At 68.2% G+C, this 18,726-nt stretch carries 20 protein-coding genes; 7 read left to right on the top strand and 13 right to left on the bottom strand.

Features of this window, described 5'->3' with window-relative positions; genetic code table 11:
* The first annotated feature begins 28 nt into the window (after positions 1–28).
* The gene (locus tag EKE94_RS00330) at positions 29–847 is read left to right on the top strand and encodes a M55 family metallopeptidase (RefSeq protein ID WP_127904621.1); all 819 of its coding nucleotides are present in this window, start codon (positions 29–31) and stop codon (positions 845–847) included.
* Here the strand turns inward: EKE94_RS00330 and EKE94_RS00325 are convergent.
* The 7 genes from EKE94_RS00325 to EKE94_RS00295 form a co-directional block, all read right to left on the bottom strand.
* A complete protein-coding gene (locus tag EKE94_RS00325) occupies positions 844–1,857 on the bottom strand; it encodes a P1 family peptidase (protein ID WP_127904620.1) in 1,014 nt (337 codons plus the stop codon). The two genes, EKE94_RS00330 and EKE94_RS00325, sit on opposite strands and share 4 nt — an antisense overlap.
* Positions 1,854–2,765, bottom strand: a complete 912-nt coding sequence (locus tag EKE94_RS00320; RefSeq protein WP_127904619.1) for an ABC transporter permease subunit — start codon at positions 2,763–2,765, stop codon at positions 1,854–1,856. The genes EKE94_RS00325 and EKE94_RS00320 overlap by 4 nt, the downstream gene beginning before the upstream one ends.
* 14 nt (positions 2,766–2,779) lie before the next feature.
* Positions 2,780–3,700 carry an ABC transporter permease subunit gene (locus EKE94_RS00315; RefSeq protein ID WP_127904618.1) on the bottom strand — a complete coding sequence of 307 codons (921 nt, stop codon included), beginning with the start codon at positions 3,698–3,700 and terminating at the stop codon, positions 2,780–2,782.
* Between the two features lie 78 nt (positions 3,701–3,778).
* Positions 3,779–5,305 carry a glutathione ABC transporter substrate-binding protein gene (locus EKE94_RS00310; RefSeq protein WP_127904617.1) on the bottom strand — a complete coding sequence of 509 codons (1,527 nt, stop codon included), beginning with the start codon at positions 5,303–5,305 and terminating at the stop codon, positions 3,779–3,781.
* A gap of 59 nt (positions 5,306–5,364) precedes the next feature.
* On the bottom strand, positions 5,365–7,299 hold the full coding sequence (locus EKE94_RS00305) for an ABC transporter ATP-binding protein (RefSeq protein WP_127904616.1): 1,935 nt from the start codon (positions 7,297–7,299) through the stop codon (positions 5,365–5,367).
* Between the two features lie 688 nt (positions 7,300–7,987).
* Positions 7,988–8,284 (bottom strand): AzlD domain-containing protein, encoded by a 297-nt coding sequence (locus EKE94_RS00300; RefSeq protein ID WP_127904615.1) that lies wholly within the window; start codon positions 8,282–8,284, stop codon positions 7,988–7,990.
* Positions 8,281–9,003, bottom strand: a complete 723-nt coding sequence (locus EKE94_RS00295) for an AzlC family ABC transporter permease (RefSeq protein ID WP_127904614.1) — start codon at positions 9,001–9,003, stop codon at positions 8,281–8,283. The genes EKE94_RS00300 and EKE94_RS00295 overlap by 4 nt, the downstream gene beginning before the upstream one ends.
* A 102-nt stretch (positions 9,004–9,105) precedes the next feature.
* Here EKE94_RS00295 and EKE94_RS00290 point away from each other — a divergent pair, with 102 nt between their 5' ends.
* Positions 9,106–9,558, top strand: coding sequence for an Lrp/AsnC family transcriptional regulator (locus EKE94_RS00290; RefSeq protein WP_127904613.1), 453 nt, complete (start codon positions 9,106–9,108; stop codon positions 9,556–9,558).
* A gap of 405 nt (positions 9,559–9,963) precedes the next feature.
* On the opposite strand, the gene EKE94_RS00285 is transcribed toward EKE94_RS00290, so the two are convergent.
* The gene (locus EKE94_RS00285; protein WP_127904612.1) at positions 9,964–10,674 is read right to left on the bottom strand and encodes a helix-turn-helix transcriptional regulator; all 711 of its coding nucleotides are present in this window, start codon (positions 10,672–10,674) and stop codon (positions 9,964–9,966) included.
* A gap of 69 nt (positions 10,675–10,743) precedes the next feature.
* Between EKE94_RS00285 and EKE94_RS00280 the strand changes: the two genes are divergently transcribed.
* From EKE94_RS00280 to cutA, 3 genes are all read left to right on the top strand, one after another.
* Positions 10,744–11,316, top strand: coding sequence for a glutathione S-transferase family protein (locus EKE94_RS00280; RefSeq protein WP_127904611.1), 573 nt, complete (start codon positions 10,744–10,746; stop codon positions 11,314–11,316).
* Positions 11,317–11,729: 413 nt separating this feature from the next.
* On the top strand, positions 11,730–13,115 hold the full coding sequence (gene rimO, locus EKE94_RS00275) for a 30S ribosomal protein S12 methylthiotransferase RimO (RefSeq protein ID WP_127905419.1): 1,386 nt from the start codon (positions 11,730–11,732) through the stop codon (positions 13,113–13,115).
* Positions 13,115–13,492: a divalent-cation tolerance protein CutA gene (gene cutA / locus EKE94_RS00270; RefSeq protein ID WP_127904610.1), complete on the top strand. Its 378-nt coding sequence runs from the start codon at positions 13,115–13,117 to the stop codon at positions 13,490–13,492. Before rimO ends, cutA begins: the two co-directional genes overlap by 1 nt.
* Positions 13,493–13,597: 105 nt before the next feature.
* Here cutA and EKE94_RS00265 read toward each other — a convergent pair whose 3' ends face one another.
* The 4 genes from EKE94_RS00265 to EKE94_RS00250 all read right to left on the bottom strand — a co-directional run bounded on the left by EKE94_RS00265 (position 13,598) and on the right by EKE94_RS00250 (position 16,497).
* Positions 13,598–14,500 carry an SDR family NAD(P)-dependent oxidoreductase gene (locus tag EKE94_RS00265; RefSeq protein WP_127904609.1) on the bottom strand — a complete coding sequence of 301 codons (903 nt, stop codon included), beginning with the start codon at positions 14,498–14,500 and terminating at the stop codon, positions 13,598–13,600.
* Between the two features lie 234 nt (positions 14,501–14,734).
* On the bottom strand, positions 14,735–15,124 hold the full coding sequence (locus tag EKE94_RS00260) for a PRC-barrel domain-containing protein (RefSeq protein ID WP_127904608.1): 390 nt from the start codon (positions 15,122–15,124) through the stop codon (positions 14,735–14,737).
* A 220-nt stretch (positions 15,125–15,344) separates the two neighbouring features.
* Complete coding sequence (locus EKE94_RS00255; RefSeq protein ID WP_127904607.1) at positions 15,345–15,596, bottom strand: DUF6455 family protein; 252 nt, start codon at positions 15,594–15,596, stop codon at positions 15,345–15,347.
* A gap of 151 nt (positions 15,597–15,747) precedes the next feature.
* A complete protein-coding gene (locus EKE94_RS00250) occupies positions 15,748–16,497 on the bottom strand; it encodes a M48 family metallopeptidase (RefSeq protein ID WP_127904606.1) in 750 nt (249 codons plus the stop codon).
* Positions 16,498–16,737: 240 nt separating this feature from the next.
* On the opposite strand from EKE94_RS00250, the gene EKE94_RS00245 reads away from it, so the two are divergent.
* A complete protein-coding gene (locus EKE94_RS00245; protein WP_127904605.1) occupies positions 16,738–16,980 on the top strand; it encodes a hypothetical protein in 243 nt (80 codons plus the stop codon).
* A gap of 241 nt (positions 16,981–17,221) precedes the next feature.
* Here EKE94_RS00245 and EKE94_RS00240 read toward each other — a convergent pair whose 3' ends face one another.
* Complete coding sequence (locus EKE94_RS00240; protein ID WP_127904604.1) at positions 17,222–17,482, bottom strand: DUF167 domain-containing protein; 261 nt, start codon at positions 17,480–17,482, stop codon at positions 17,222–17,224.
* Between the two features lie 119 nt (positions 17,483–17,601).
* On the opposite strand from EKE94_RS00240, the gene EKE94_RS00235 reads away from it, so the two are divergent.
* A complete protein-coding gene (locus EKE94_RS00235) occupies positions 17,602–18,717 on the top strand; it encodes a class II histone deacetylase (RefSeq protein WP_127904603.1) in 1,116 nt (371 codons plus the stop codon).
* The last annotated feature ends 9 nt before the right edge of the window (positions 18,718–18,726 follow it).

The raw sequence follows: 18,726 nt of genomic DNA, 5'->3' as shown, positions 1-18,726 counted from the left end.
CACCGCAGACACCACAAGGAGCACTTACATGCGTATCTTCATCTCCGTCGACATCGAAGGCGTGGCCGGGGTGGTCGCGTCCGAACATGGACGCCGCGGCAACGCGGATTACGAGCTTGCCCGCCGCCTGATGACGGACGAGACCAACGCCGCCATCGCCGGCGCCGCCGAGGCGGGCGCGACCGAGATCGCCGTCGCCGACAGCCATGGGCCGATGACCAACCTCATCGCCGCCGAGATCGACCCGCGCGCCCGGCTGGTGTCGGGCAAGCCGCGCCCGCTGTCGATGATCCAGGGCGTCCGGCCCGATGATCACGGCGTGGTGCTGATCGGCTACCACGCCGCCGCGGGCCGCCGGGGTGTGCTGGCCCACACCATCAACAGCCGCGCGTTTTCCAGGATCGACGTCAACGGCGTGCAGGCGAGCGAGGCGACGCTCTTCGCCGGGCACGCCGCCGAGATCGGCGTGCCGCTGCTGGCCGCCAGCGGCGATGATTGCCTGGCCCGGGACCTGGCCGACCAGTTCCCCGAGGCCCGCGCCATCATCGTCAAGGAGGCGCTGGGCGCCGCGGCGGCTGACAGCCTCGCCCCCCGCGCGTCCTGCGACCTGATCCGGCAGGAGGTCGCCGCCGCCGTCTCGGGGCCCCGCCCTGCCGCCCGCATGGTCACCGACCCGCCGCTTCGCGTCTCGGTGCGCTTCGTGACGCAGATCCAGGCGGATGTCGCTGCGCTGCTGCCGTTCTGCGACCGCGAGGATTCGACGACCGTCAGCTTCGAGGTCGCCAGCTATGCCGAGGCGATCGGCGTGCTGGCCACCTTCTCCTTCGCGGCGATGGGCGTCAGCTAACGCGGCGCGTGCCCGGGAAAGCGCGTGGCGAAGGCGGGCAGCCTGTCGCCGCGCCACCCCGGGTGCGGAACCCCGTGCCAGAGCGCGGCACAGATCGCCTCTTCGACCGCCTCGACGGTCGCGGCGAATAGCGGGTCCATCCCGCGTTCGGGCCATGACGGCCGCAGCGCACCCAGCGCGGCATCGCCGCGCTTCGGCAGGGCGGTCGAAAAGGCCACCGCCAGATCGCCGCTGCCATGGCCGATATGGCTTCCCATCCGGCCCAGGGCCGCGGGACAGCGCCGGGCGAGCCGCCCAAGCTGGCGCGAGCTGAGCGGCGCATCTGTGGCCAGCACCATCACGATCGACCCCGCATCGGGGCCCACCGGCCCCAGTTCGGCGCCCAGATGTTCGCCCCGCACGCGCAGATCTTCGGCCCGGCCGAAATTCGACAGGACCATCGCACCCAGGCGAACCTCCTGCCCTTCGACCGTGACCATGCGCGAGGCGGTGCCGATCCCGCCTGCAAAGCCGAAACTGCGCATGCCCGTGCCGGCCCCGACGGTGCCCTGCGGGGGGGCCTCGCCCGCGGCCTCGGCGATCGCGGTCAGGGCGTCCTCGGGACGCAGATGCATCGCCTGGATGTCGTTGACGCGACCGTCATTGCACTCCAGCACCAGCGGATTGACCGTTGGCAGGTCCCGCCCGATCCCGGGCTGGGTGCCGATCGCGTGACGGATCAACGCCGTCGCACAGGCCGGCACGCCGAAAGTTCCGGTCAGCAGGATCGGTGTCTCGATCGCGCCCAGTTCGGTCAGCTGCATCAGCCCCGCCGACTTGCCGAAGCCGTTGAAGACCTCGGCCGCCGCAACGACCGGCGCGTCGAACAGGTCGCCGTCATGCGGCAGGATCGCCGTGACGCCGGTGGCCGCGCCGCCCCCCAGACGCGTGCAGTGCCCGACGCGGACGCCGGGCACATCGGTGATCGCGTTGAACGCGCCCGGGGGCAGGCGCCACCAGTCGGCGCTCACGTCTGCTCGAGCTTCGGGTCGAGCGCGTCGCGCAGACCATCGCCCAGCAGGTTGAAGCACAGCACGGTGATGAAGATCGCGAGCCCGGGAAACACCGTCAGGTGCCACTCGCCGGCCAGCATGTAGTCGCGCCCGGTCGACAGCATCGCGCCCCATTCCGCGATCGAGGGTTCGACGCCGAGCCCCAGGAAGGACAGCGACGTCGCCGTCAGGATCGAGGTGCCAATGCGCATGGTGAAATACACGATCACCGCCGACAGCGTGCCGGGCAGGATGTGACGCCCCATGATGACCATGTCAGAGGCCCCCGCCGCACGCGCCGCCTCGACATAGGTGCTTTCCTTTAGCGCGAGCGTGCCGGATCGCACGATCCGTGCGAAGGCGGGCAGCGAGAAGATCGCGACCGCGATGATCACGTTGCTAAGCCCGGGCCCCAGGATCGCGACGATGCCGATGGCCAGCAGCACGCCCGGAAAGGCAAAGAGCACGTCCGACATGCGCATGGTGATCGAATCGATCCAGCCGCCGTAGAACCCGGCGAGCAGCCCGGCGACGATGCCGAAGGCTGCGCCGATGCCGACCGAGGTGAAGCCGATGAACATCGACAGCTTGGCGCCGTTCATCAGCCGGGCAAAGATGTCGCGACCGAATTCGTCGGTGCCGGCCCAGTGCGTCGCGCTCGGCCCCTGCAGGGTGTTGAGATAGTCGAAATCATTCGGCCCGTAGGGCAGGACGTAGGGCGCGGCGAAGGCGAAGAGGTAGATCGCAAGCAGGATCAGCATCGCGGCCAGCGCCACGCGGCGCTGGCGCAGGCGGCGCCAGAATTCGCCGACCGGACCGCGGGTGCGCCGGGTCTCGGACGTGGCGGTGCCGGGAGTGGCCGTATCGGGGGTGGCTGTAGGTGTCATGATGCGCCTCTTCCTCACCGATACCGGATCGCGGGATTGATGATGCCGTAAAGCAGGTCGACGGCGAGGTTGATCAGCAGGAACTCAAGCGAGAACAGCATCAGCTCGGCCTGCACCACCACGAAATCGCGGTAGTTGATCGCCTCGATCAGCATCGACCCCAGCCCGGGCCAGCGGAACACGCGTTCGATCACGATCGACCCGCCCAGCAGGAAGCCGAACTGCAGGCCGGCCATCGTCACCACCGGGATCAGCGCGTTGCGCAGCGTGTGCTTCCACACCACGACGCGTTCGCGCAGACCCTTGGCGCGGGCCGTGCGCACGTAATCCTCGCGGATCACGTCGACCATGGCCGAGCGGGTAAAGCGCGCCATGACGGCGGCGACGCCCGCGCCCAGCGTGATCGAGGGCAGCACCAGGTCCGACCAGTCGTCGAAGCCCGAGGTACCGAACCAGCCCAGCTGGACCGAAAAGACCTGCATCAGCAAAAGCCCCAGCCAGAACGGCGGGATCGAGATCCCCGAGACGGCGAGGACCATGGCCGAGTGATCGGCGAAACTGTCGCGGCGACGTGCCGAGATCACCCCGGCGATCAGCCCGAAGACCACCGACCATGCCAGCGACGCGACGGACAGCCAGAAGGTCGCCGGGAAGGCGCGCATCATCATGTCCCAGACCGGCTCGCCCGTCCGCAGCGACGTGCCGAGGTCGAGGGTGACGAGATTGCGGACGAACTCGACATACTGGACCGGCAGCGACCGGTCGAGGTTCAGCGCCCGCCGCATCGCCTCGACGTCGGCCTGGGTGGCGTTTTCGCCTGCCAGAACGCGCGCGGGATCACCCGGCAGGGCGTGCACGAACAGGAAGACGAACACAGAGATGATAAAGATCACCGGCACCAGGGCCAGGAGTCTCCGGACGAAATACTGAAACACGTGCTCTCCGAGAATCTGGGATGGCAGACAACGCGCGGGACCGGGCCCGCGCGGTGTCTATAAAGGGCCTGGGCCCTCTTATTCTTCGACGGCGGCGTGGCTGTACTGCATGGTGCCGTCGGGCATCTTGATGACGCCGGTCACGCCCTTCTTGCGGCCGGCCATCTTTTCGTCGACCGCCAGGAAGATCGCGGGCTGGTCGGCCCAGATCTGTTCCTGCGCCTTGGCATAGGCTGCGGCCCGCGCCTCGGGATCGGCGGTGGCGAGCGCTTCGGCCACGGCCCCGTCGACCACCTCGTTCGAGTAGAAGGCCATGTTGTACATCGCGGGGATGAAGCCTTCGGTCGCGTAGACCGGCCGCAGGTGCCAGTCGGCATCGCCGGTCGAGGGCGACCAGCCGCCGATCGCCAGGTCATACTCGATGGTCTCGGGGTTGACGTTGCTGCCGAACAGGCGCTCGGACCGGGTCGCCCCTTCGAGCGGCAGGACAGTGGCGTCGACGTTGATCTGGCTCAGCTGCTGCTTGAGGAACTGCAGCATCCGCACCTCGGTCGAGTTGTTGCGGGCCCAGATCTCGACCTCGAAACCGTCGCCGTACCCCGCCTCTTCCATCAGTTCGCGGGCCCGCTCGACGTCGGTCGACAGCGCGGGCTCCTGCGCCTCGTGGAACTGGGTGTTGGGCGCGATCGGGCTGTCGGGGACCGAGCCATGGCCCGAATAGACCACCTGGAGGAAGGCTTCCTGATCGACGACGAGGTTGAACGCCTCGCGCACCTTGGGATCCTGGAAGTGCTCCTTGTTCATGTTCATCGCCGCGGTCCAGACGGTCAGACCTTCGCGGCTGAGAACCTCGTAGTTGTCGTTCGATTCGACGTTCTCGGCCAGCTCGGCGGGCAGGACGTAGACGAACTGAACTTCGTCGGACAGAAGCATCGACACCCGCGTCGCGTTCTCGGGGACCGGGTAGAAGGTGACGCTGTCGACCTTCGGCCACTCGGAATCCCAGTAATCCTCGTTCGCGACGACCCGCAGCTGTTCGCCCGGGACCCATTCGTCAAAGCGGAAGGGACCGGTGCCGACGGGATTGTCGCTGACATCGCCCTCTTCCAGCGAGGCGGGGCTGTGCATCACCACGGCAGGGTGAGCCAGCGTGTTGATCATCGCGCCGAAGGGTTCCTTGAGGTTGATCACCACGGTCGTCTCGTCGGGGGCCTCGACGCTGTCGACCATGTTGAACATGCTGTTCTTGGCCAGGTTCTGGCTCTGGTCGGCCAGCCGCTCCAGGTTGGCCTTCACCGCCTCGGCGTTGAAGGGCGTGCCGTCATGGAACACGACGCCTTCGCGCAGGGTCAGGGTGAACTGGGTCGCGTCTTCGTTGGCCTCCCACTCGGTGGCCAGCTGCGGGACAAGGCCCATGTCCTCGTCGAACGAGATCAGGCGTTCGAACACGCCTTCCATCGACGAGAAGTCTACGTTGTAGTTGCTGTCCTGCGGATCGAGCGTGTGAAACACCTGATCCATGGCGACCTTGATGTCCTGCGCCTGCGCAAGGCCGCCCGTCGCCGCGAGAACGGCGGCAAGCGCGGTTGTCTTGAGGTATGCCATGTCGAAGGTCTCCCTGTAGGTTATGGAACTGTTTTATGCGTTGGTCTTCGCCCCGGACGTCAGCCCGCCGGGGATTGTCCTGCGACCGGATCGGCGATCACGAAGCCTTCGGGATCGGCGATGAAATGCCCCTCGCCCGCCGGTTTCAGCGGCGTGCGGACCGGCGGATCTCCGATCGCGCGGACCGGGCTCGGCACCTCGCCGGTCATCCGCACGCGGGTGCGGTTGCGGCTTTCGGGGTCGGGCACCGGGGCCGCGGCCATCAGCCGGCGCGTATAGGGGTGCTGCGGGTTTTCGAAGACCGCGCGGCGGGTGCCCGCCTCGACGATCTGGCCCAGGTACATCACCGCGACGCGGTGACTGACCCGCTCGACCACCGCCATGTCGTGGCTGATGAAAAGGTAGGCCAGCCCGAAGCGCTGCTGCAGCTCCATCATCAGGTTCACGACCTGCGCCTGGATCGACACGTCGAGCGCCGAGACGGCCTCGTCCGCGATCACGAGCTTGGGGTCGGTCGACAGCGCGCGGGCGATGGCAATGCGCTGGCGCTGCCCGCCCGAGAAGGCGTGCGGATAGCGATCGGCGTGCTCGGGCGACAGGCCAACCTGCTCCAGCAGCCAGGCCGCCTTGTCGCTGGCACTGCGCCGTGTCTCCAGCCCGTGAATCAGCATCGGTTCGCAGATCGAATAGCCCACCGTCAGCCGCGGATCGAGCGAGGCATAGGGGTCCTGAAAGATGAACTGCACGTCGCGGCGCAGCCGTTGCAGCTGCGAAGGCGCCATGTCGGTCAGGTCATTCCCGGCAAAGTGCAGCTGATCGGCATGCGAATCGACAAGCCGCAGGATCGAGCGCCCGGTCGTCGACTTGCCGCAGCCGCTTTCCCCCACGAGGCCAAGCGTCTCGCCCGCCCAGATATCGAGGTCGATCCCCTCGACCGCGTGCACCCGGCTGTTGACGCGGTTGAGCAGGCCGCCGCGGATGTCGAACGCCGTGGTCAGGCCGCGCACCGACAGGATCGGCTCGGCAGCGTAATCCACGGGCGTCGGGGCAGCCGGGGTCGTCTGCGGCTCGGCCGCGGGATCGGTGGGCGTGCTGTCGCCGCCTTCAGCGTCAGGCGCGGCGCGCACCATGTCGAAGGGGCGCGGCGTATCGGTGCCCGCCATCGCGCCCAGTTTCGGCACGGCGGCCAGAAGCGCCTTGGTATAGGGATGTTTCGGGGCGGCGAAGATCTCGGCGACCGGACCCTCTTCGACCTTTTCGCCGTGGTACATGACGATGACACGGTCCGCGATCTCGGCCACCACGCCCATGTCGTGCGTGATGAACAGGACCGACATGCCCTCGTCGTCCTGCAGATCGCGCACCAGCCCGAGGATCTGGGCCTGGATCGTCACGTCGAGCGCGGTGGTCGGTTCGTCCGCGATCAGAAGCTGCGGACGGCAGGCCAGTGCCATCGCGATCATCACCCGCTGCCGCATCCCGCCCGACAACTGATGCGGGTGGCGTTTCAGCATCCGCTCGGCATTGGGGATGCGCACCTTCTGCAGCATCTCCAGCGCGGTCGCCCGGGCCGCGGCGCGGCTCTTGTCGCGGTGCGTGACGATTGCCTCGACCAGCTGGTCCCCGACGGTGAACACCGGGTTGAGCGAGGTCATCGGTTCCTGGAAGATCATCGCGATCTCGTCGCCGCGAAGCTCGCGTGCGGCATCCTCGTCCAGCTGGCAAAGATCGACCTCTTGTCCGTTGCGGCGTCGCAGTAGGATCTCACCGCCGGTGATCCGGCCTCCGCCGAATTCGACCAGCCGCACCATAGACAGCGCCGAAACGGATTTACCCGACCCGCTTTCCCCGACGATGGCGACGGTTTCGCCGGACCGCACCGTCAGGTTCAGGCCACGCACGGCAGGCGTCTTCTCGGCGTTGCGGCCGAAGCCCACGTACAGATCACGAACCGTCAGCAGCGGCGCCCCGCCGGTCTCCTCTGCCGCGCTCATTCCGGGCCTCCGCCAAGCCTGGCCAGCATCGGGACGAAAATCGGGGTGGGCAAAGAGATCATTCACGACCGCCGGAACAGGAAAATATGTGCGCACAACATGTGGCAAAGGGCCCGCGTATGCAACCGCATACGCCGCCCGCGGATGCAGCGCCCGGCTTGCTCGGGGGCGTTCAGTCGGCACCGCCCGGAATATCCGCTTCGGCGCCATCAATTTCAGCGTGAAATCAACGATGTTTCCCCAGCCCGCCTATCCCTGCGCCGCTCCACTGCAACGAATGTCGGTTGCCCGGGCGACCGGCCCCTTCGCGTCGCCCGGGCCGGTTCGTGCATGCATGCCGGTCTGGACATCGCCGCAGCGAGGCGGTGAAGCCCCGCACCTGCTGACCATTCAGGGCCGACAGCGACAGAAGCGGAGCGTGGGCCTCGCCTGCCCTGTCGTGTTGCGGCACGACGGGTTGCCCCCCCCGCGTGCGTGTTGGGCCCAGGCGGCGGGCCCGGTGCATGATCCCACCCATCAACAGAGAAAGACGCGCCGGGCCCTCAGCCTCGCGGGATCGGGGAAGTCCGTGGGGACCGGGAGTACCGAAATTCCGCCGCTTCGCGCGCCAGAACGTCACTGATCCGTTCATGACCCGGCTCCGGGCCCGGGTTACCGCCCCGTGTCGCCGCGGGGCGGGGTGTACCCCTCACACCCCTAGCCAGGACAGAGCCGCAAAGACGGATACGCCCACCGCCATGGTGGCGATGACATGATCCGTCAGGATCGCGATGCCCAGCGCCACTGCTGCCGCGATCCAGGTCAGCAAGGGCTGCCCCACCAGAGAGGAGGTGACCAGACTGACCACGATCAGGCCCGGCAGATCGTCCAGCACCCAGGCATGACGCGAGTCCCGGATACGTCGCCCCGCGACCAGCCCCGAGACGCGGATCGCAAACGCGCCGACCGCCAGCAGACCGATCACCGCCCAGTGCGCGCCAGTCATGAGGCCGCCCTCCCCTTCTTGCCCAAGCGGTTTCCGCGTTGGGTGATCCGGCGCATCATGGATATGACGACCAACCCGCTCAGCGCCCCCGCGACGATTCCGTAGGCCCTCGGCGCTCCGAACGAAATGGCAGCCATCGTCGCCGCGGCCGCCACGGCCCAGGGCAGCGCGCGGCCCCGCCCCCGCCAGAGACCACGGGCCATAGCGATGAACGCCGCGGTGAAGGCAAAGCCCAGTCCGAAACGTTCGAGATCCGGCAGGACCGCTCCGATCAACGCCCCGCCCGCGGTGGAGGCCGTCCAGACGGATATCATGACCAGGCCCGATCCCATCAGGAACGCCGCACCAACGTCGGGAGATTTGGCCCGCCGCGCCATGGTGAGGGCCCAGTTCTCGTCCCCCGTTATGTGGATGGCAATCAGCTTCCTGCCCAGCGGCAGTCCGTCCAGCACCTGCGACAAGGACGCGACGATGCCGACGTAGCGCAGGTTCAACGCGGCAGCTGCGAGGACGGCCCCCAGAACGGTGCCGGTCGTGGCGAACTGCTCCACGGCGACGATCTGCGACGCACCGGCATGGACCGAGACGCTCATCACTCCGACGCCCCACCACGGAAAGCCCGACTGCGACGCCAGAAGACCGAAGGCAAAGCCATAGACGGCCGCCCCGAGGGCAAGGGGCACTATTGCAACGGCCCCGGATATCATACCATGCTTCATGACACGCATCCTAGGCGACACTGATGATGCGCACGATACTGATTTCGGGCCATATGCGCCCATGGACGATCAGAATCCCTGCGAATAAGACCCGGTGACATCATGAACACTCTGGATCGGAAACTTCTCGATCAACTCCAAAGGAACGTGCGAACCTCGCTGCAATCCCTTGCGGAGATGACCGGCCTCTCGACAGCCTCGGTGCAGCGACGGATGCGCGCCCTGAGGGAGGCCGGGGCGATCCGGCGTGAGGTGGCGATCCTCGATCCCGAACAGGTCGGGCTTGGCCTCACAGCCATCGTGGCGGTCGAGCTCGAGCGGGATCGAATCGATCAGATCGACGCCTTCAAGCGCAAGGCGCGTGCGGAGCGCATGATCACCCATGCCTACTGTATCGCCGGCGAATCCGACTTCATTCTCACCGTCATGGCCAGGGACATCCCCGATTACGAGGCCTTCACCCATCGCTTTTTCTTTTCCGATGAGAATGTCCGGAAGTTTCGAACATCGATCGTGATCTCGACGGAAAAGGCGACATCAGAACTCCCCATCTGAATTTGTGACCACATGCGCTCATCCCCACAGGGGGCTGACGGGATCGCCGGGTTGCAGGTGCTGGGCGAGACCTCCTTTACCTTTCCGCACGGGGCAAGCGCCGGAGAACACGTTGTTTCCCGGCTATGACATCAGCCTCGGGGTGCCTGCATGGCGGCGCCCCGAGGTCCGCATACGTGGGCCTTCAGCCCGGGCAGCTACCCTAACCGGGGGGGGACAGAGGGCGCATTCGGGTCGTATCAGATCGCGCCCCGGGACAAATCCAGCCGCATGGGGGCCGGCATGCGGATGCCGGCCTGCCTGAGAATGGCCAGTGACGAACGCCGTTCGGATGCCGCTTATCCGCGTCGAGGCACTCCCCCCCGGCGTCTCACTTCCCCCCATGGGACGTCGCCTGCCTCCCGCTCAGTCGCGGCCGCCTCCCTCCTTGTGCTGCATCGACCGGCGCAGCAGGTACCCTCGCAGCAGGTCCACCCGTCGCGGACGGAAGCTGGTTCCGCCGGGGCGCATCTTTTCGATCCGAGCTGCGTGAAACAGGCGATAATCCTGTCTGAGCTGACAAAAGCCAAGCAGTATCAATGCGTTCGGCCCGTAGGACAGACCCAGCGGCCAGATTTCCCGTTCGGTCCGGCGCTCGCTCAGATCGCAGTAGGAAATCCAGAGGCTCGTCTCCTCCCAGCAGGATCGCCGCACCAGATCCATGTCGAGGTTCACCACCGGCCTGCTGTCGGAGGGTCGCCACGACCGCAGGATCGTGTGCATGGCTTGCCGGGCCTGGCCGTCGGGAAGTGTGGCGATGATGCGGGCGATCGCATCGCGCCCGGCACGGGCCAGATCCGCGTCGCCCAAGGCGTCGAGGCTGCCGATACCCAGCATGAGGGCCTCGATCTCTATGCGGGAAAAACTCTGGGGCGGCAGGGCCGGGTCTTCGGTCAGCGTGTAGCCATAGCCGGCCTCGCCATCGATCAGGACGCCGCCGGCCCGCAATGTCGCGATGTCGCGGTAAAGCTGGCGGCGCGAAATCTCGGTCTCGGCAGCAAGTCGTTCCGCCGTCACCGGCGCGGGCAGGCGACGGAGAACGTCCATCAAGCGCATCAATCGGTCCTGGCGGGCCATAGCCTGCTGCCTCGTTCTGTCAGCAGCCGACGCGTACACCGAACCCGCAAATATCGAAAGGATACTTCCATGCCCATTCTCTACCATTCCCCCCGATCCCGCTCGGACACCGTCGCGACGCTGGTCCGGATGCTGAACGCCGACGTCACGATCCGAGAGGTCACGATCCCCCGCCAGGACGGGACGGGGGCGCCGGATCCCGACAACCCGCACCCCGAGAAGAAGGTGCCTTTTCTGGTGGATGGCGAGGAGACCGTGCGGGAGCGCGGCGCCATCATCGCCTACCTGACAGACGCTTATCCCGCGGCAAAGCTGGCGCCTCTTCCCGGCGAGCCCGGCCGGGGCGCGTACCTGTCGTGGCTGTTCTACTATCAGGGCATCATGGAGCCCCTGCTGGTCCTGCATTGGGCCGGTTTCAGCCACCCCGCGGTCACGGCATCGCTGCGGGATCTCGACACGATGGTCGATCGGTTGGCCGAGGCACTGGCAAAGGGTCCATGGCTTCTGGGGAACGACTTCAGCGCAGCCGACATGTTGTGCAGTTCGCCTTTTGCCTGGTTCCCCGACATCATGCCGGAAAACCCGAAGATCCGGGATTGGGCCGCCCGCTGCACCGAGCGCATGAGCGAAGCGACCTCCTGAGCCCCCGCACCCGCCACGGAGCGCCCGGGCCGATGGCCCGGACGACGCCATGTCCCGCACAGCCGGGCCTACGACGTGGCCGACGGCGCGCGGGCCGTGCATTGATCGTCTCCGTCGGGCCGCAGCGCGACCTGACAAACCTGGGCGGAGACCCGGCATGGCCTGCAACCGAAGCAATGCGCTCTTCCCGTCGGTTCGGTACGGACGCGGCGACGCCGGGAGCGGAGCCCGGTTGCCGCGGTGAAGGCCCAGGCACCGCCGCCCCCGACCGCCGCAAATGCAATCGGGCGCGAACAGCCCTTGGCCGTCCCACAGCCATCGCCCCCCCTGCCCGCAACTCCGCAACCGAAGGGTGAGACAAGGCGCACCGTGGCTGCAAGACGGGCCTTTTGCAGGGCGGGCTTTGCCCCTATATCGCGGCCATGCAAAACCCGCCCGACCTTCGCCCCGATCTCGCCCGCGCCCGCGTCACCGAGACCGCCCACCACGGCCAGCCGACCATCGGCATGGTTTCGCTCGGCTGTCCCAAGGCGCTGGTCGACAGCGAACGCATCCTGACCCGCCTGCGGGCCGAGGGCTATGGCATCTCACCCGACTACGCGGGCGCCGACGCGGTGATCGTGAACACCTGCGGGTTCCTCGACAGTGCCAAGGCCGAAAGCCTGGACGCGATCGGCGAGGCGCTCAGCGCCAATGGCCGGGTGATCGTGACCGGCTGCCTGGGCGCCGAGCCCGCCTATATCACCGGCGCGCACCCCAAGGTGCTGGCCGTGACCGGGCCGCACCAGTACGAACAGGTGCTGGACGCCGTCCATGCCGCCGTGCCGCCCGCGCCCGATCCCTTTGTCGACCTGCTGCCCGCCAGTGGCGTCAGCCTCACCCCGCGGCATTTCAGCTACCTGAAGATTTCGGAAGGCTGCAATCACAAGTGCAAGTTCTGCATCATCCCCGACATGCGCGGACGCCTCGCCTCGCGCCCCCACAAGGCGGTGATGCGCGAGGCCGAGAAACTGGTCGAAGCCGGGGTGCGCGAGCTTCTGGTGATCAGCCAGGACACGTCGGCCTACGGCACCGACTGGAAAGACCGTGACGCTAAGGCGCCGATCCTCGATCTCGCCCGCGACCTGGGATCGCTGGGGGCGTGGGTGCGGATGCACTACGTCTATCCCTATCCGCATGTCCGCGACCTGGTGCCGCTGATGGCCGGAAACGCGGGCGCGGCATCGGGCGGCGGGCTACTGCCCTACCTCGACATTCCTTTCCAGCACGCGCATCCCGATGTGCTGCGCCGCATGGCGCGCCCCGCCGCCGCGGCGCGGACGCTGGACGAGATCGCGGCATGGCGCGCCGCCTGTCCCGACCTGACCCTGCGGTCGACCTTCATCGTCGGCTACCCCGGCGAGACCGAGGCCGAGTTCCAGACCCTGCTCGACTGGCTGGACGAGGCACAGCTCGACCGGGTCGGGTGCTTCCAGTATGAAAACGTCGAGGGCGCGCGGTCGAACGCCCTTCCCGACCATGTCGCGCCCGAGGTCAAGCAGGAGCGGTGGGAGAGGTTCATGCAGAAGGCGCAGGCGATCTCCGAGGCCAAGCTGGCCGCGAAGGTCGGCACCCGGCAGGAGGTCATCGTCGACCTGGTCGAGGACGACGCCGCCACCTGCCGCACCAAGGCCGACGCACCCGAGATCGACGGCAATCTCTTCATCGACGAGGGGCACGAGCGGCTGTCCCCCGGCGATATCGTCACGGTCGAGGTCGACGAGGCCGGTGAATACGATCTATGGGGACGGCTGGTCTGATGAGCGATCCCGTCGAGCTGCACGTCGCCTGCCCGGATGCGGATACCGGCCTGCTGATCGCCCGCGCGGCGGTCGAGGCACGGCTGGCCGCCTGCGGCAATGTCCTGCGCGGCGTCACCTCGGTCTTTCGCTGGGAGGCCGCGGTCGAGGAGGATGGCGAGGCGCTTCTGGTGCTCAAGACGGTCTCGTCCCGAACCGCTGCGCTGACCCGGCTGATCCGCGACCAGCATCCCTACGACCTTCCTGCCATCACCTGGCACGAAATCGCGGCGGACGAGGCGACGGCCCGGTGGCTTTGCGACGAGACCACCGACCCTGAGCTGCCCCAGACCGGGACCGACGGTCAGGCCGAACCGGCGACCGACGTCCCGCGCTGATCCCGGGATCCGAGTTGCCCCCTTCGGCAGCGGGTCAGGACCAGGGTGGAGCTGCAGCGACGCAGGACACCGCTCGCCATGACCAACCACCCGGCTCGACGTGCGCTACCCGTTCTTTGCGGCAGCCACGGTTGCGAGGAACTTGCCCGTCTGGTCGAACCCCGTCTCCAGCGTTCTGGCGCCGGTCATGTCGGACATCCGAGGGAAGGCGCGGGCGAAATCGGACGGGCTGCGTGCCTCGGGCGGCAGGTAGACACCGGCGCTTTCCACCACCTCGATCACCGAGTAGGCCCCGGCGCCTGCGCCCATGATGACGCCCGATGGCGCTGCGCCGCTGGCCAGGAAAAGCACCGCGGGCGACACCGCCTCGGGCACCAGAAGTGCCGCCTCCGCGTCCGGGATGATCCCGTCGGTCATCCCCGTGGCGGCAAGCGGCGCGATGGCGTTGACGCGGATGTCGTACTTGGCCCCTTCCTGCCGCAGGGTCTTCATCAGTCCGACGATGCCCATCTTGGCCGCGGCATAATTCGCCTGTCCGAAATTGCCATAAAGCCCCGAGCACGAGGTCGTCAGGACGATCCGGCCCGCCCCTTGGTCCCGCATCGCGCCCCAGACGGCGTGGCAGATATTGGCGGTTCCGGTCAGGTGGACGGCGACGACGCGGTCGAAATCCGCCATCTCCATCCGGGCGAATGACCGGTCGCGCAGTATCCCCGCGTTGCTGACCAGCACGTCGATCCGGCCCCAGCGCGAAAGCACTCGGGCGACAAGCGCGGCGACCTGCGCCCGATCGGCGACGTCCGCGGGCTCGGCCACCGCTGTGCCGCCCACGGCCTCGATCTCGTCCACCACCGCCTGCGCTGCCGCGCTGGGCCCGCCGTCAGGGCCTGCGATGTCATTGACGACGACCCGCGCGCCCGCTTTGGCCAGTGCCGTCGCATGGGCCCGCCCCAGCCCGGCCCCAGCCCCGGTGACCACGGCGACCTGTCCTTCGAAATCCCGATCCATGCAGTGTCCTTTCAAGCGCGGGCCAAGCCTGTGCCAAGCGCAGGCAAAGTGCGGGAAAGCCCGCTCGCGGTTCGTCGATATATGCGCGGACCGCTCTGCAGCCACGCTTCGCCAGGCGGTTGTGACGCGGGCAAGGCCCGGCTGCAATGCCCCGTGGTGTCCCCGGACAGGCGCAGGGCGCGGTCCCTTTCGGAGCCGCGCCCTGCGTGCTTCGGCGTCATCCGACGCGTTCTGTCAGATCCAGTAGGGCGTCACACCGTAGTGCGAGAACGCCGATTCCTCCCATGCGCGGTCATCGCGCCAGTCGCGCGGACGGCTCGGCGCGCCCTCGACCTCTTCGCGGGTGACATCGCTGGTAAAACCTCCGCGCGTCGGGTCATAGCGCAGCTTGGCCCAGGGGATGGGATGATGCTCTTCGCCCATCCCCATGAACCCGCCGAAGGCCATGACGGCATAGGCCACACGGCCCGAAACCTTGTCTATCATCAGGTGATCGATATGGCCCAGGTGGTCGCCCGTGGGGCTGTAGACCTCGGTGCCGTCAACCTCGGTCGAGGCGACGAGCGCTCGGGTGGGGCGCGTGGTGTCGGCTGCGGGGGTGCGGGTATCGTCTTGCGTCAACATCGGTCTCTCCTCCGATCAATGACTTGATACCCCCTAAACGCGCAGCCCTTACGCGGCGTTCCAGAGCCCGGTGGGCCGGGATCCCGGAGCGCTGATCATGGCCTACGCCCTGCGGCACCCCCTGCGCCCGATCTGTTCCGGACCTGCGCCCTCCGGGGCGGCAGTCTGCAGCCCGCGCGCAGCCAGACCGCAAGGTTCCGCCCCGACCGGGCCCGGGGCCTCAGGCCGGTGCGAGGCCGCGCAGCAGGTCGGCATTGCGGCACCACTCGGGGGCGGGGTCCTGCGGCAGGTGGCGGGCCTGCCACGCGGCGCAGGCTCCGCTGCGCGAACAGCCCGTGCAGCGCAGGACGGCGGCGCGCAGGCGGGAGGCGCCATTCGGCTGCCCGGCCAGGTCTGCCGGGTCGGCGCCGTGATGCGCCGCCATACCGGAAAACAGGTCGAAATGCTGGTCGAGACGATCGAAAAAGCTCATGTCCGGGGTCCTTTCTGGCGGGTCGTGCCATGTCCTGCCCCGACAGAAACCCTGCCTGTCGCAGGGTCACCATGATATGGATCAAACGGCCCGGGCCACCATGCCCGACGGCAAATGGCCCGAACCGGATTTCAGCCCTGCACCCGGGACGTTACAGCCCGGCGGCGGTGCGGCGCACCGTGGCGATGCGTTCGGCGTTGGGCGGATGGGTCCCCAGGAACTCGTTGCCCGGGTCGGGTGAGCGGGCAAAGAACTCGGCCCCGCGCAACGGGTCGTAGCCCGCCCGCGCGGCGATGATCGTTCCAAGCGAATCGGCCTCGAGCTCGAAGTCCTTGGAGTAGCGCCGCGCGCCAAGCTGCGCCCCGAACTGCTGGCCGCTGCGCACCGCCGCGGCATCGCCGCCACCGACCGAGGCGAGGATGCCGCCGAGGATGGCCCCCGTGACCGCGGCATCGCGCGACCGGCTGAGATGGCCGGCGATGTGATGCCCCGCCTCGTGTCCGAGGATGAAGGCCAGTTCATCCTGGTTGCGTGCCTCGGCGATCAGCGACAGCGTGAAGCCGACCACCGGCCGCCCCGAGGAATCGACGGTCTGGAACGCATTCGGCGCCAGCCCCTGGCGGTCGTCCACGACGATCGCGAAATCGCAGTTCATCCCCGTGGTCTGGCTGCGGCAAAAGCTTTCGGCGACGGGTTCGACTCGGTCGATCACGTCGACGAAGTTCCGCGCGGCGACCTGTGCAGTGGCCCGCGGCACGACGTCACCCGCGTCCCCGGGCGGCATGCGCGGCACCGGTGCCGTGGGGGCTGGCCCGGCGGGGCCAGGGCCCGTGGCGACAGGCTCGCAGGCGGCGAGGATCAGGGCGAACAGCCCGAGGCAGAGGCCGGAGACGGCACGCATCCAAGGCTCCTTTCGTAACGCAGCAATCGGTCCGTCCGACCGGGGCCGCGATGGCCGCGGCGGTCGGTCGGGGTCTCAGAGGTCGCCCGCACCAATCCGCGGCGCCGGCCCGGCCCGGGCGATCCGAGGGGCACCATATCCGCTGTCCTGCATGGCGCCACCCCCTTTCGGCGCCCCGCCCGGACCCACCCTGCCGCGAACCCTCTTGCAGGGCGCGCGGGGCGGGCTATCCTGACGCCCATGTTCACCATCGAGCACGATTTCGACGCGACCGTGATCACCCTGGTCGACGAAGCCGCCCCGCACCGTCAGGAGGACGTGATCGTGCAGGCCTTCGAAGACTGCGTGACGGTCGAACAATTCGACCCCCGCACCGACAGGATGGAGAAGATCACCCTGTCCCTGTCGCAGGTGCGCGACCTCTCCGCGGCGCTGGACCTGCCCGAAGGCGCCTATCGCATCGAACCGAAGCGTCGCGGCTGACGGGGGGCTTGGCGCGGTCGAGATGGCCCGCGCAATCGTGACCCGCCCTGCCCCGGCCCGCCGGGACCGCTCGCCGCGCGATCCAATCCAACCTGCGGCCCCCACCCCGACGATGTCGCAGCCGAGCTTGTGCTTTGTGCAATCCCCCAACCGGCTACTGGTGCCGCTGTTCTGGCCCCGTTTCTCTGGGCCAACCCACATCACCCCCTCGCCCGGCCCCTCACCGGGGGCCAAGATAAACTCAGCCCTCGACCCGAAAGACCTTGTCGCGCGAGGTGGCGCCGCGCAGCAGGGTCAGGCGGGATTTCGGCACGCCCAGTGCCTTGGCCAGAAGCTTCTGCACCGCCGCGTTGGCCTTTCCGTCCTCGGGCGGGACGGTGACGTAGACGCGCAGCGGCGTGCCCTCGACCACCGCGTTGCGTGCCGCCCGCGGGGTGACCCGGACCGCGATCTCGTCGCCCGGGGTCGGGGCCGGAAGATCCGGGCCTGCGGGTCGGGCCATGACGGGCTCCTTGCGGGATGCGGACGGAGTGGCGGGCGGGGTGGCGGGTGGACAGCGGCGCGGCCCGCGGTCACGGTCGGGATACGAAAGCCAGCGGCGAAATGCGAGGGGGGACAGGCATGGGCACGGAACGCACGGGATTTTTTTGGGACGAACGCTGCTTCTGGCACGGCGGCGGGCACTATGCCCTGACGGTGCCGGTGGGCGGACTGGTCGAACCCTCGGGCGCGGGCCTGCCCGAAAGCCCCGAGACCAAGCGCCGGCTGAAATCGCTGATGGATGTCACCGGGCTTACCGCCCAGCTGACCGCGGGCGGGGCGCCTGCGGCAACACGCGACCAGCTTCTGCGCGTCCACCCGGCCGAGTATCTGGACGCGTTCCGGGCGCTGTCCAATGCGGCGGGAGGCGAGCTTGGTCCTCGCGCCCCGTTCCTTCCCGGCGGATACGAGATCGCGATCCAGTCGGCGGGCCTTGCCGTCACCGCCCTGGCCCGGGTTCTTTCTGGCGATCTGAAGTCGGCCTATGCGCTGACCCGCCCGCCGGGGCACCACTGCCTGCCCGACCGGCCCAATGGATTCTGCCTGCTGGCCAACATCGCCATCGCGGTCGAGGAGGCTCTGGCCACCGGGGCCGCGAGCCGTATCGCAGTGATCGACTGGGACGTGCACCACGGCAACGGGACCGAGGCGATTTTCTACGACCGGCCCGAGGTGCTGACGCTGTCGCTGCATCAGGAGAGGAACTATCCGCTCGATACCGGCGCGGCCGAGGATCGCGGACACGGGGCCGGCGAAGGTGCCAACGTCAATGTGCCGCTGCCACCCGGCACCGGGCACCGCGCCTACCTTTCCGCCTTCGACCGGATCCTGCGCCCAGCACTGGACCGGTTCCGACCCGACGCGATTGTCGTTGCCTGCGGTTACGACGCCTCGGCGGTCGACCCCCTGGGGCGGATGCTGGCCACGGCGGACACCTTCGGCGCGCTGACCCGGCGAACGAAGGCCGCGGCACAGGATCTTTGTGGCGGGCGTCTGGTGCTGGTCCACGAAGGCGGGTATTCGGAGGTGCACGTGCCGTTCTGCGGTCATGCCGCCATCGCCGCGCTGGCCGGCAGCGAGATCGAGGCGCCCGATCCGCTGGCCGCGACACTGGCCGCGCGACAGCCGGGACCGGCGTTCGACGCCTTTCTCGATGCGCAGATCGACGCGCTCGCAGCCTATCACGGCGGCAGCTGACCGGCCGCC

The organism is Mesobaculum littorinae (genome assembly GCF_004011175.1).
Taxonomy (GTDB): Bacteria; Pseudomonadota; Alphaproteobacteria; order Rhodobacterales; family Rhodobacteraceae; genus Tranquillimonas; species Tranquillimonas littorinae.
The sequence above is the reverse complement of the archived record's forward strand: the minus strand, read 5'-3'. Positions and strand labels throughout refer to the sequence as shown.

Excerpts from the sequence above, each read along its gene's own strand:
- EKE94_RS00330 (WP_127904621.1), top strand. The coding sequence starts at position 29 with ATGCGTATCTTCATCTCCGTCGACATCGAAGGCGTGGCCGGGGTGGTC.
- EKE94_RS00320 (WP_127904619.1), bottom strand. The coding sequence starts at position 2,765 with ATGACACCTACAGCCACCCCCGATACGGCCACTCCCGGCACCGCCACG.
- EKE94_RS00310 (WP_127904617.1), bottom strand. The coding sequence starts at position 5,305 with ATGGCATACCTCAAGACAACCGCGCTTGCCGCCGTTCTCGCGGCGACG.
- EKE94_RS00305 (WP_127904616.1), bottom strand. The coding sequence starts at position 7,299 with ATGAGCGCGGCAGAGGAGACCGGCGGGGCGCCGCTGCTGACGGTTCGT.
- EKE94_RS00300 (WP_127904615.1), bottom strand. The coding sequence starts at position 8,284 with ATGACTGGCGCGCACTGGGCGGTGATCGGTCTGCTGGCGGTCGGCGCG.
- EKE94_RS00295 (WP_127904614.1), bottom strand. The coding sequence starts at position 9,003 with ATGAAGCATGGTATGATATCCGGGGCCGTTGCAATAGTGCCCCTTGCC.
- EKE94_RS00290 (WP_127904613.1), top strand. The coding sequence starts at position 9,106 with ATGAACACTCTGGATCGGAAACTTCTCGATCAACTCCAAAGGAACGTG.
- EKE94_RS00285 (WP_127904612.1), bottom strand. The coding sequence starts at position 10,674 with ATGGCCCGCCAGGACCGATTGATGCGCTTGATGGACGTTCTCCGTCGC.
- EKE94_RS00280 (WP_127904611.1), top strand. The coding sequence starts at position 10,744 with ATGCCCATTCTCTACCATTCCCCCCGATCCCGCTCGGACACCGTCGCG.
- cutA (WP_127904610.1), top strand. The coding sequence starts at position 13,115 with ATGAGCGATCCCGTCGAGCTGCACGTCGCCTGCCCGGATGCGGATACC.
- EKE94_RS00265 (WP_127904609.1), bottom strand. The coding sequence starts at position 14,500 with ATGGATCGGGATTTCGAAGGACAGGTCGCCGTGGTCACCGGGGCTGGG.
- EKE94_RS00260 (WP_127904608.1), bottom strand. The coding sequence starts at position 15,124 with ATGTTGACGCAAGACGATACCCGCACCCCCGCAGCCGACACCACGCGC.
- EKE94_RS00255 (WP_127904607.1), bottom strand. The coding sequence starts at position 15,596 with ATGAGCTTTTTCGATCGTCTCGACCAGCATTTCGACCTGTTTTCCGGT.
- EKE94_RS00250 (WP_127904606.1), bottom strand. The coding sequence starts at position 16,497 with ATGCGTGCCGTCTCCGGCCTCTGCCTCGGGCTGTTCGCCCTGATCCTC.
- EKE94_RS00245 (WP_127904605.1), top strand. The coding sequence starts at position 16,738 with ATGTTCACCATCGAGCACGATTTCGACGCGACCGTGATCACCCTGGTC.
- EKE94_RS00240 (WP_127904604.1), bottom strand. The coding sequence starts at position 17,482 with ATGGCCCGACCCGCAGGCCCGGATCTTCCGGCCCCGACCCCGGGCGAC.
- EKE94_RS00235 (WP_127904603.1), top strand. The coding sequence starts at position 17,602 with ATGGGCACGGAACGCACGGGATTTTTTTGGGACGAACGCTGCTTCTGG.